The sequence below is a fragment of the Bradyrhizobium manausense genome, assembly GCF_018130615.1.
GTDB classification, from domain to species: Bacteria; Pseudomonadota; Alphaproteobacteria; order Rhizobiales; family Xanthobacteraceae; genus Bradyrhizobium; species Bradyrhizobium manausense_A.
On the sequence record NZ_JAFCKB010000006.1, the window covers coordinates 31,513 to 44,108 of the forward strand.

4 protein-coding genes are annotated in these 12,596 nt (G+C 62.2%); 3 read left to right on the forward strand and 1 reads right to left on the reverse strand.

Going from position 1 to position 12,596, the window contains the following annotated elements; all coding sequences use genetic code 11:
- Positions 1-180 precede the first annotated feature (180 nt).
- Positions 181-804: a LuxR C-terminal-related transcriptional regulator gene (locus JQ587_RS13425; RefSeq protein ID WP_349629501.1), complete on the forward strand. Its 624-nt coding sequence runs from the start codon at positions 181-183 to the stop codon at positions 802-804.
- Positions 805-940: 136 nt separating this feature from the next.
- Here JQ587_RS13425 and JQ587_RS13430 read toward each other — a convergent pair whose 3' ends face one another.
- The gene (locus JQ587_RS13430) at positions 941-1,177 is read right to left on the reverse strand and encodes a DUF6894 family protein (RefSeq protein ID WP_212300704.1); all 237 of its coding nucleotides are present in this window, start codon (positions 1,175-1,177) and stop codon (positions 941-943) included.
- Positions 1,178-1,610: 433 nt separating this feature from the next.
- On the opposite strand from JQ587_RS13430, the gene glmS reads away from it, so the two are divergent.
- Entirely contained in the window at positions 1,611-3,437 is a 1,827-nt protein-coding gene (gene glmS, locus JQ587_RS13435) for a glutamine--fructose-6-phosphate transaminase (isomerizing) (protein ID WP_212425591.1), read from the forward strand.
- A gap of 333 nt (positions 3,438-3,770) precedes the next feature.
- Complete coding sequence (locus JQ587_RS13440) at positions 3,771-12,518, forward strand: alkaline phosphatase family protein (RefSeq protein ID WP_212425592.1); 8,748 nt, start codon at positions 3,771-3,773, stop codon at positions 12,516-12,518.
- Positions 12,519-12,596: the final 78 nt, after the last annotated feature.

The window sequence follows — 12,596 nt, forward strand, 5'->3', positions numbered from 1 at the left end:
AATCTGGGTGAGTTTACAGGTTCATTGATTTGATTGCGGCGTAGGCCGACATTTTTGCAGCGCGCCAATGTGCGTCGGCGGCGGAGGGAAACAAGCCGGATTTGCGGACGTTAACATTGGGGCGGCTGGCCGAGGAGCCTCATGAATTGCATAAAAATAGTAATAGCTGATCGGCATCCAGTGGTCTTGAAAGGTCTGAGCAGCGTGCTCGGCGTTGAAGACGATTTCGAAATTGTTGCATCTTGCAACGACGCCGTGAGCTGCGCGCAAGCGATCGAGACCCATGCGCCGGATATCGCGATTCTCGGTTCATTGATGCCTGGGGAGCTGATCGCGCTGAGTCCCTCCATCCTCAATCCAGCCGGTCGCTCGATCCGTTTGGTGTTCTTCATCTCTTCGGAAAGCTACGATGCCGTCCCACTGGACGCGATCGATGGCTGCAGCGTGGTCTTGAAGGAAACCTCGCCGGAAGCGTTGGTGCGGTCTTTACGGCAGGTGGCGAACGGCGAACGGATCTTGCCGCAGCCTTCCGTCGAACCGGTCACGATGGCTGGTCCTGAGATCAATACGGACAGTGTACTGGCTGTGCTGACGGATCGGGAGCGTCAGATCATGCGGCTGGTCGCGGAAGGACTATCGAACAAGCAGATCGGACGCCGCTTGAACATTGCCGACACCACAATCAAGGTCCATCTTCACCACATCTTCCAGAAGCTCGAGATCAGCAATCGGACAGAGCTTGCGGCCTTGGCCATTTCGCAGAATGATCGGGGCCCTGCGGTCAAGTCGATGGAATCTGAATGAACGGCGAGTGACGAGAGCGAATTCCGTCCTGCGACCCTGCGCGCCAGCGCTGGGCCTGCCGATCCCAACTGACGTCCGAGCGAGAATATCCCCACATTGACGAGGTCTTTGAACCTCGACATGCGCTTGGCGCAGCCTATTGGGTGACCGAAAAATGAAGGACGAACAGCGGCAGACTGCTCAGTTCTGGGCTGTCGCTCACCTCGATCCGCCACGACGAGTAGTCCTGAAATGGCCCAACGACGTCGCTTCGGAGGATCTCGTGGCTCAACTCTATAGCCGCTGTCCGTGCGGCGTCGATGTCGGGAAGATTCACCCCGAGGTCGTCGGGCACTGAACCGCCGTCGTGGACGTGGAAAAAATATCGAGGCATTGGTGCTTCCGGAAAACGGTTATCCCCGGGACGAAACCAAGCGCACCTCGCGGCAGCGTCCCAGAGTGGACCTACGACGACTTGGCATTCGAGGTCCATGATCATTGTTGGGTACCTCAACGTCGAACCGGTTTCTCATGGTTGACATGGACTATCGCGTCCTGCGGTCTAGAATCACGATGCGCCGCAAGTGCCGCCCACTTCGGCGTGTTCGGCGGCCCCGGCTTCTCCTGCGAATAGGCCCCCCGCCGGGGCCGCGATCTCTTCGCGTCGACGTTATGGCGACAGCTGGTTCACCCGCACGCGTTCGGAGTACCCCGCGTTTGTCGCCGTCATTCTCCCTATTCGATCACGCCAATCCTAGGTTGATCGGCAATGATGGATCATTGCGAGCGTGCTTCGGTGATTGTCGGCGAGGCGAGAGACCTGACAGATGTGCGGAATTATCGGCATTCTGGGACAAACTGCGGTATCGGGCCGATTGATCGATGCGCTTAGGCGCCTCGAATATCGGGGGTACGACTCGACGGGGGTGGCGACCCTTGATGACGGTCATCTCGAGCGTCGGCGAGCCGAAGGTAAGCTCAAGAACCTGGAGGTGAGGCTGCGTGCCGAGCCGCTGGGCGGGGACGCCGGGATCGGTCACACGCGCTGGGCTACACATGGCAAGCCGACGGAGTACAACGCGCATCCGCACGCGACCGAGCGCGTTGCGGTTGTCCATAACGGCATCATCGAGAACTTTCGGAAGCTGCGCCAGGCGCTTGAAGCGAGGGGGGCGAGGTTCGCGAGCGACACGGACAGCGAAGTCGTCGTGCATCTCGTTCATTCCTATCTGCTGATGGGCTATTCGCCTCAGGAAGCCGTCAAGGCGTCATTGCCCCAGTTGCGCGGCGCCTTCGCGCTGGTGTTTCTTTTTAAGGGATATCGCGATCTTCTGATCGGCGCGCGTAGGGGTTCGCCGCTGGCGGTGGGCTATGGCGCCGGCGAGAACTATCTCGGCTCCGATGCGATTGCGCTCGCTCCCTTTGCCCAAGGCATCAGCTACCTGGAAGACGGCGACTGGGTGGTGCTGTCACGCGAGAAAGGAGTGATCCGGGACGCGAACGATGCGGTCGTTACGCGCGAGGTGATCGAAGCGGGTGGGGCGTCGTTCGTCGCCGACAAGGCAAACTATCGCCATTTCATGGCCAAGGAGATTTGGGAGCAGCCGGACGTCGTAGGCCGCACACTCGCCCATTATGTGAATATGAGAGCCGAGCGGGTGGCGCTGCCGATCAAGCCGCCGTTCGATTTCCGCGACGTCAGGCGTGTTACAATCACGGCCTGCGGCACCGCGAGCTATGCCGGGGCGATCGCAAAGTATTGGTTCGAACGGCTGGCACATGTCCCCGTGGATGTCGATATCGCCTCCGAATTCCGCTATCGCGAAACGCCGCTCGGCAAGGGCGACCTTGCGGTCTTCGTCTCGCAATCCGGCGAAACCGCCGACACGCTGGCTGCACTTCGCTACGCCAGGGAGAGCGGCGCCCATACGATCTCTGTCGTGAATGTGCCGACATCCACCATTGCGCGCGAGAGCGAAACGGTGCTGCCGACCCTGGCCGGCCCCGAGATCGGCGTTGCCTCGACCAAGGCCTTCACCTGTCAGCTGATGGCGCTCGCCGCCTTCGCGGTTGCTGCCGGAACCGCGCATGGCGAGATCTCCGCGAGTGAGGAGAGGCGGCTTGTGAGGGGGCTGATCGAAGTGCCGCGTTTGATGGCTGCAGCTCTTGCCAGCGAGCCACAGATCGAGAGGCTGGCTCGCTATGTCGCAAAGGCGCGTGACGTGCTTTATCTGGGGCGCGGCACCAGCTATCCGCTTGCGTTGGAAGGCGCGCTGAAGCTGAAGGAAATCTCCTATATCCATGCCGAGGGCTATGCCGCGGGCGAACTCAAACACGGCCCCATCGCCCTGATCGATGAGGACATGCCCGTCGTGGTTATTGCGCCATTCGACGGTGTGTTTGAGAAGACCGTGTCGAACATGCAAGAGGTCTTGGCGCGCGGCGGCAAGATCATTCTGATCACGGATTCCAAAGGTGCGGCGGAAGCAGCTGTCGAGTCCGTAGCCACGATATCGCTGCCTGACATGGCGCCGACCTTCGCGCCGATGGTCTACGCCGTTCCGATCCAGTTGCTCGCGTATCATACGGCCGTGATCATGGGCACCGATGTCGATCAACCGCGGAATCTCGCCAAGTCGGTGACGGTCGAATAGGCGTGATCCATTCGGTGCAGCGAATTTGGCGGGGGGCGGATACGCCGCTCCCGTGAGGGAGTACCCCTTCTGGGACGGCAGAATGGTCTGTCGTGGTGCTTCAAATTCCTGGCCGCATGTCGTGCAATACCAAGGGGACCGCAGGCGAATGTTACCGCCGGCGGCTGACAGGAGCATTGATGTTCGGGTCCGCGTGAGCGGTGCCGGAGATAATGTTGGATTTCAGAGCTCGGGTGAATGCGGCGGGCTTCAGTGAATCTTGGTGCGGCGTTGCCGAGGTTTCTCCGGCAACGAGATTGATGAAGTTCAGATTCGGCCAGAGGGAGCATTACCGTGAGCTATTCCTCGAGCATCCAAACGCTGTTCTCCGGGCCATCCACCACCAGCACGTCTCCCCCGTACAACGGTCTCGCCATTGGGCCGAACTATGTCGTGATGGTCGAGGGGTCGAGGATCGAATGGACGGACCTGACCGGCGGATCCCCAACGCTCCAGTCTGTCTATAGCTTCTTCTCGCCGTTATCGCCCACCGGCGGCCTCTATGATCCGCGTGTCATATACGACAGCGTCAATCAGCGCTTTGTCGCGATTATGCAGTACCTAGCGCCGGGCGGGACCGCGACCAGCATCGATATTGCGGTCTCCAAGGATGCCAATCCCAACGACGGCTGGACCTTCTCGCAGCTCAATACAACCGTCACACTCGGCGGCCAGACAACCGGCTCCGATCGGCCGATGCTGGCGGTCGATGGTTCGAACGTCTACATCAGCGCGCCACAGTACAATCTCAGTGCGTCCGGTTATGCCGGTACGGAAAATTGGATCATCGGCGATACAGCCGGCGCTGGCGGCGGCATCTATGGCGGCGGCACGTTGAGCTTGACCACGAGCGAGGTCATGTCGTCGAGCCAGGGCATCTTCGCCGTCGCATCCGGCAGCAACGGCAAGACTTACTATGCCAGCGATTTCTCCAGCGGAGGTCAGATCGTCGTTGCCTTGCAGACCTACGACAAGGCCACGAATACGTTCAGCACCACCAGCACGGTCAATCTCGGCAATATCGACCAGGGTGGCGCCTACACCGCCCAGCAGTTGGGGACGAGCCTTCTGCTCGACGGCGGCGATAAGCGGATTGCCAGCATGGTCTATGCCAACGGCTTCCTCTACGCCGTGGCCGAGATGAAGCCGAGCGGATCCAGCGTGCCTCTGGTCCATTGGTTCAAGATCGACGTCAGCAATCCCAATGCTCCTTCCCTCGTGGCGCAAGGCGACATCTCCGGCGCCGCAATCGGCACCAGTGTCGCGACGTTCAATCCTTCGATCGCGGTGGACGCAGCGGGCGATATCATCATCAATTTTACCGCCAGTGGACCGAACATGTACCCGGCGGACTACTACGTCTTCCAGGGGGGCGGCGACCCCACGGGTTCGTTCAGTGCGCCCGTCCTGTATCAGGCGAGCACCAGTTTCTTCAACTCGGGCGACGGATCCAGCGTGCAGCGCTGGGGCCTCAATTCATCGGCGACGGTCGACCCGAATAATCCGAACTCGTTCTGGATCTCGAACGAATATGTCGCCAACGGCTGGTGGCAGACGTCGGTCGCCCGCATCGCCATCCAGGGTTCAGCCGCAATCCCACCGACGGTTTCTTCGATCGTGACATCGGGCTCCGGCATCACCAGCGGGGCCGGCGATCTCAATGCCGGCAAGGCGGTCACACTGACGGTCAACTTCAGTGCAGCCGTGACGGTCAACACCAGCGGCGGAACGCCGACGATCACCCTCAACGACGGCGGCACGGCGACCTACACCGGCGGTTCGGGGAGCACCGCGCTCACCTTCAGCTACACGGTTGCGGCGGGGCAGACGACTGCCGATCTCGCCATCTCATCGTTCAACCCCAACGGCGCGACCATCGTCGATGGCAGCGGCACTGCCGCCAACCTCGCGGGGGCCGCCAATTACAATCCGGCCGGTATCCTGCAGATCGACACCACGGCGCCGACGATTGCCTCGATCGTGGCTTCCGGCACCGGCATCACCAACGGCACCGGCAGCGTGAGCACCGGGCAGGCCGTCACCTTGACCGTCAATCTCAGCGAGGCGGTGACGGTCAGTACCAGCGGCGGCACGCCGACGCTCACGCTCAACGATGGCGGTACGGCGAGCTACACCGGCGGCTCGGGCGGCACCGCGCTCACCTTCAGCTACACGGTTGCGGCGGGGCAGACGACTGCCGATCTCGCCATCTCGGCCATCAACCTCAACGGTGCAACCATCAACGACGGAGCCGGCAACGCCGCGAACTTGTCGGGCGCCACCAACTACAATCCCGCGGGCACCCTTCAGGTCAACTCGAGCACCGCCACCAAACCCAGCCACATCGTCGTCCTTTCCCTGGAAAACGAGAACTACTCCGACATCGTAGGTAGTTCCCAGGCGCCTTACCTGAACTCGCTGATCGCCCAGGGGATGTTGCTCACCAACTATAACGGTGTGACCCATCCGAGCCAGCCCAACTACATTGCCCTGTTTTCCGGCTCGACTCAGGGCATTACCAACAACGGCACGTTTCCACAGATTCCGGCCAGCGTACCGACGTTGGCAAGCACGCTCGCCGCCAGCGGTTACACCTTCGGCGGTTACGCCGAAACCACGGCCGATCCCGAACGCCAGCCTTGGATCCACTTCGCCAATTCGGTCAACACCGCTCACGATTTCAGCACTTTTCCTCAGACCGCGGCCGGCTTCGCCAACCTTCCGACGGTCTCCTATGTTTCGCCCAACGACGCCGACAACATGACGCCGACCAGCGACAACGGCGGCGGGATTCCGGCGGGCGATGCCTGGGTCCAGGCCAATCTCTCTGCCTACGCGGCCTGGGCGCAGGCCAACAATTCGGTGCTGATCGTCACTTTCGACGAAAACAACACTAATCCAGCGGTGACCTATCCCAATCACGTTGCGGCAATTGTCGTCGGCGCGGGTGTCCCGGCCGGAGCCGTCAACGATTCACCGGCGGATCCCTATTCCCTGCTTGCCACGATCGAAAGCCTTTACGGCGCTACAGCGATCGGCGCCAGCGCCGGCGTACCGGCGCTCGATTTCTATTCGGCGACGCCGGCGAGGGCGTCAACCTCGGTCACTCGGTCATTTTCCGGATTGTCCGACCCGACCAACAATCCGCCCCAAAATGCGTTGGCGGTAGGACCGAATTACATTTTCACCGCGGAGACCACTCACTACGCGATAACCGACCTGAGCGGCAATCCAATCGTATCCAACGGGTCACTGTATAGCCTGTTCGCGCCGCTTGGCGGCACGCTTGACAACGCTCTCCTCGACGCGCGCGCCGCCTATGACAGTACGACCGGCCGCTACGTGGTCACCGTGGATAATTTTCAACCCGGAGGCGGGAATTTCGGCACCAATATCGATATCGCCGTGTCGGTGGATAGCAATCCGAGTCACGGCTGGTACCTGGCTTCGATCGACACGTCCAACGGCAACACGACCCAGTCGGACATGCCCTATCTGTCGGTCAGCAACGGCAAAATCTACATCTCCGCGCCCGAATTCTTGGACGCGGGAGGCGGCTACAGCAACGGCGAATTCGTCGTCAACGAAAGCAGCGTCATCGCTGCTGGAAACCACGCGATCACGCCTGACGCCAGCACTATCGTGCCTGGGACCGCCAGTATCATGCGCAACGTCGCCGGCGACAACGGGGTGACCTACTATTTGAGCGCCCGTTCGACCGCGAGGGAAACTGCGCTCGCATATCAAACCTACGATCCGACGAATGGCTTCAGCGGGACCCAAACGATCTTCCTCGGCGACGCAGATGTGGGAGGGGGCGGAAGCAATTTCACCGTCGCGCAGTTGGGCACGACCAAGAAGCTCGACATTAACGACGGGCGCATCCAAAGCCTTGCTTACACTTCCTCCGGAGGACACAACTATGTCTACGGCGTGAGCGAAGTCATGCCGAGCGCAGGGGCGCCCGCACAAATCGAGTGGTTCAAGCTCGACGTCACCGATCCCGCGAATCCGCAATATGTCATCGGGAACGTCATTTCCGGCGCGTTCCTCGGCACGGGTGTCGCCGTGTTCAACCCTTCAATCGCGGTCGACAACAACGGTGACGTGCTCATCAATTTCTCGGCCTCAGGGCCGAACATGTATCCTGCCGACTATTACATGGTGCTCGGCGCCGGGACTTCCGCCTTCAGCGCGCCGACGCTCTACAAGGCGAGCACCACGTATCTCGATTCCGGAAGCCTGAACGACCAGCGTTGGGGGACCTATTCGACGGCAATCGCCGATCCGAACAACCCAAACGGGTTCTGGATATCGAACGAATACGTGGCCAACGGCTGGTGGCAGACGGTGGTCGCTCAGATCGCCGTCCAGGGTTCCGCGGCAACGGCACCGACGGTTTCTTCGATCGTGACATCGGGTAGCGGCATCACCAGCGGCGCCGGCGATCTCAATGCCGGAAAGGTGGTCACGCTGACGGTGAACTTCAGTTCGGCCGTGACGGTCAACACCAGCGGCGGCACGCCGTCGCTCACCCTCAATGATGGCGGCACAGCGAGCTACACCGGCGGTTCGGGCGGTACTGCGCTCACCTTCAGCTACACGGTAGGGGCGGGGCAGAACACTGCTGATCTCATCATCTCGGCGTTCAACCTCAACGGCGCGATCATCGCCGGTGGCGGCGGCATTTCTGCCGACCTGACGGGTGCGACCAATTCCAATCCGGCGGGCATCCTGCAGATCGACACCACGGCGCCGACAATCGCCTCGATCGTCCCGACCGGGACCGGCATCACCAACGGCACCGGCAATGTGAGCACCGGCCAGGTCGTCACCTTGACCGTCAATCTCAGTGAGGCGGTGACGGTCAACACCAGCGGCGGCACGCCGACGCTCACCCTCAATGATGGCGGTACGGCGACCTATGCCGGCGGCACCGGCAGCTCCGCGCTCACCTTCAGCTACACGGTGGCGGCAGGCCAGACCACGTCCGATCTTGCCATCTCGGCGCTCAACCTCAACGGCGCTGTGATCAACGACGGCGGCGGCAACGCCGCCAACCTCTCAGGCGCAACCAACTACAATCCCGCCGGCACCCTGCAGGTCAACCCGACGGCGGCGACGGTCGCCTCGATCGCGGCCTCGGGCACCGGCATCACCGCTGGTGCCGGCGATCTCAACGCCGGCAAGGTGGTCACGCTGACCGTGACCTTCAGTACGGCCGTGACGGTCAACACCAGCGGCGGCGCGCCGTCGCTCGCGCTCAATGATGGCGGCACGGCAAGCTACACCGGCGGTTCGGGGAGCACGGCGCTCACCTTCAGCTACACGGTCGTGGCAGGGCAGAACACCGCAGATCTCATCATCTCGGCGTTCAACCTCAACGGCGCGACCATCACCGGCGGCAACGGCCTTGCGGCCGACCTGACGGGTGCGACCAATTCCAATCCGGCGGGCATCCTGCAGATCGACACCACGGCGCCGACAATCGCCTCGATCGTCCCGACCGGGACCGGCATCACCAACGGCACCGGCAATGTGAGCACCGGCCAGGTCGTCACCTTGACCGTCAATCTCAGTGAGGCGGTGACTGTCAATACCATCGGCGGCACGCCGACGCTCACCCTCAATGATGGCGGTACGGCGACCTATGCCGGCGGCACCGGCAGTTCCGCGCTCACCTTCAGCTACACGGTCGCGGCGGGCCAGACCACGTCCGATCTGGCCATCTCGGCCCTCAACCTCAACGGCGCGGTAATCAACGACGGCGCCGGCAACGCCGCCAACCTCTCAGGCGCCACCAACTACAATCCCGCCGGCGTCCTCCAAGTCAACCCGACGGCGACGACGGTTGCGTCGATCGCCAGTTCCGGAACCGGGATCACCAACGGCGTCGGCAATCTCAATGCCGGCAAGGTGGTCACGCTGACCGTCAACTTCAGCGCCGCCGTAACGGTCAACACCAGCGGCGGCACGCCGTCGCTTGCGCTCAATGATGGCGGCACGGCGAGCTACACCGGCGGTTCGGGGAGCGCCGCTCTCACCTTCAGTTATACGGTCGCCGCAGGCCAGAACACCGCCGATCTCATCATCTCGGCGTTCAATCTCAACGGCGCGACCATCACCGGTAGCAACGGCATTGCTGCCAATCTGACGGGTGCGACCAACTACAATCCCGCCGGCACCCTGCAGATCGACACCGCGGCGCCGACGATTGCCTCGATCGTTGCGACCGGCACCGGCATCACCAGCGGTAGCGGCAATCTCAATGCCGGCAAGGTCGTCACGCTGACGGTCAATTTCAGCGAGGCGGTGACTGTCAACACCACCGGCGGCACGCCGACGCTGATCCTCAATGATGGCGGCACGGCGAGCTACGTCAGCGGCTCGGGCGGCACAGCACTCACCTTCAGCTACACGGTGGCGGCAGGCCAGAACACCGCCGATCTCATCGTCTCGTCGCTCGCCCTCAACGGCGCGACCATTGCCGACGGCGCCGGCAACGCCGCCACTCTGTCAGGCGCCACCAACGCCAATCCGTCCGGCACGCTCAAGATCGATACGACGGCGCCGACGATCGCCTCGATCGTCGCCACCGGGACCGGCATCACCAGCGGCACCGGCAACGTGAATACCGGCGGGGTCGTCACCTTGACCGTCAATCTGAGCGAGGCCGTGACGGTCAACACCGCCGGCGGCACGCCGACGCTCGCCCTCAACGATGGGGGCTCGGCGAGCTACATCAGCGGCTCCGGCACCACAGCGCTCACCTTCAGCTACACGGTGGCGGCGGGCCAGACCACGGCCGATCTGACTATCTCGTCGCTCAACCTCAACGGCGCGATCGTCAACGATGGCGCCGGCAACGCCGCCAATCTGGCGAGCGCCACCAACTACAATCCCGCCGGCATCCTGCAGATCAACAGGCCGCCCGCGACGATTGCCTCGATCGCGACCTCCGGCACTGGTATCACCAACGGCGCCGGCGATCTCAATGCAGGCAAGGCGGTCACTCTGACGGTCAACTTCAGTGCAGCCGTGACGGTCAATACCGCGGGAGGCACCCCGAGGCTCACCCTCAACGATGGCGGCACGGCGAGCTACACCGGCGGCTCGGGCAGCACAGCGCTCACCTTCAGCTACACGGTGGCGGCAGGCCAGAACACCGCCGATCTCATCGTCTCGTCGCTCGCCCTCAACGGCGCGACCATCATCGACGGCAACGGCAACGCCGCCAACCTGGCGGGCGCTACCAACTCCAACCCGGCCGGAATTCTGCAGATCGACACGACGGTGCCGACAATCGCCTCGATCGTCGCGACCGGCACCGGCATCACCAACGGCAGCGGCAGTGTGACCACTGGCCAGGTCGTCACCTTGACCGTCAATCTCAGCGAAGCCGTGACCGTCAATACCACCGGCGGCACGCCGACGCTCGCGCTCAACGACGGCGGCACGGCGAGCTACATCAGCGGTTCGGGCAGCACCGCGCTCACCTTCCGCTACACGGTGGCAGCAGGCCAGACGACGTCCGATCTGGCCATCTCGTCGCTCAACCTCAACGGCGCCATCGTCAGTGATGGAGCCGGCAATGCGGCCAACCTGGCCGGTGCGGCCAACTACAATCCCGCCGGCACCCTGCAGGTCAATCCGACCACGACCAACACCGGCGTACCCAGCTACAGCCACATCGTCGTCGTCGTCGAGGAAAACCACAACTATGACGAGATCGCCGGCAGCAGCCAGGCACCTTACATCAACAGCCTCATGGCCGGCGGCGCATCGCTGACCAACATGACGGCGGAGGCTCATCCAAGCCAACCGAACTATTTTGTCATGTATGCCGGCTCGACGTTCGGCACCACCGATGACAACTCCTACAGTCTTCCCGATCCGACGCTGTACACGGTGCTGAAAGGCGCGGGTTATTCGTTCACGGGCTATGTGGACGAGGGCGGGATTGGCAGTGACTTCAATCATGACCCCTGGGTTTCATTCCCGGAGGGGCGCACGGTTCAAACGGACTTCACCAGCTTCCCATCGCTTTTTGCCAATGGCAATTATTCGAGCCTGCCGACCGTCTCGTTCGTCATTCCCAGCGTCAGTAACGACATGCACAACGGGACGATCGCGCAAGGCGATACATGGCTTCAGCAAAACCTGAGCGCCTATGCTCAGTGGGCGGTCAACAACAATTCGCTGCTGATCGTGACCTGGGACGAAAATGACGATTCGAGCTCCGAGGTTAATTCCAACAAGGTTCCTACTCTCCTGTATGGCGCCAATGTGGTGTCCGGAAATTACAGCACCGCCTACAATCACTACAATCTTCTGAGCACGATCACTGCTTCGTTGGGCCTGACCGCGCCCAACAACGCCGCGACAGCGGCTCCCATTCAAGTGTTTGGGACGCCCGCCGGGGCGGCCGCGCTGACGACGGTGGACCAGGACGCGGTGCCCGAGAGTCCGGCATTGGCCATCAGCAGCAGTTCGCTGACGGTGCAGGCCGGAGGATCCGTGCCGCTGGGCATCACCGCGACGCCCGTCGACTCCGACGATCAACTGTCGCTGAGCATCAGCGGCTTGCCAAGTTATGAGTCGATCACGGCTCCGGCCGGAAACGCCGTCACGAGCGCCCTTCAATCCGATGGAACCTACACTTGGACCATTGCTGAGGGCACCTCCGCGATAGGCCAACCGCTCACCGGGCTGACGCTGTCGTCGAGCTATACGGGCACCGACCACCCGGTCGCAACGTTCACGGTGACGGCGAGCAACACGACCCCAGGCGAAGCCGCGACATCGGCGCCACAGACCATGACAATGACCGATCCGCCGGCGCCTTCGCCGCTTGGCCCAAGCGTCGGTTCGAGCACGGACCCGGGGCATATCGACCATCTTGCAGCACTGATGGATCAATTTGCAGCAGCCGGCTTCCAGGGAGTCGGCTTTGGCCCACTCCATTCGACTCCTTATCCAACAATTGGAGCAATTGGTGAGACTTCGGCCTTCCTGGCTGCTTCTCATCTTCACACAGGATGAGCCGCGGCTCAGCGCTCGAACGTTCGCTTTGATCTGGATCAAGCCTCAGAAGCGGGCCGCACGCCTAGCTAGCGGGTA

Coding starts and splice junctions, on each gene's coding strand:
- JQ587_RS13430 (WP_212300704.1), bottom strand. CDS start 1,177: ATGCCTCGATATTTTTTCCACGTCCACGACGGCGGTTCAGTGCCCGAC.
- glmS (WP_212425591.1), top strand. CDS start 1,611: ATGTGCGGAATTATCGGCATTCTGGGACAAACTGCGGTATCGGGCCGA.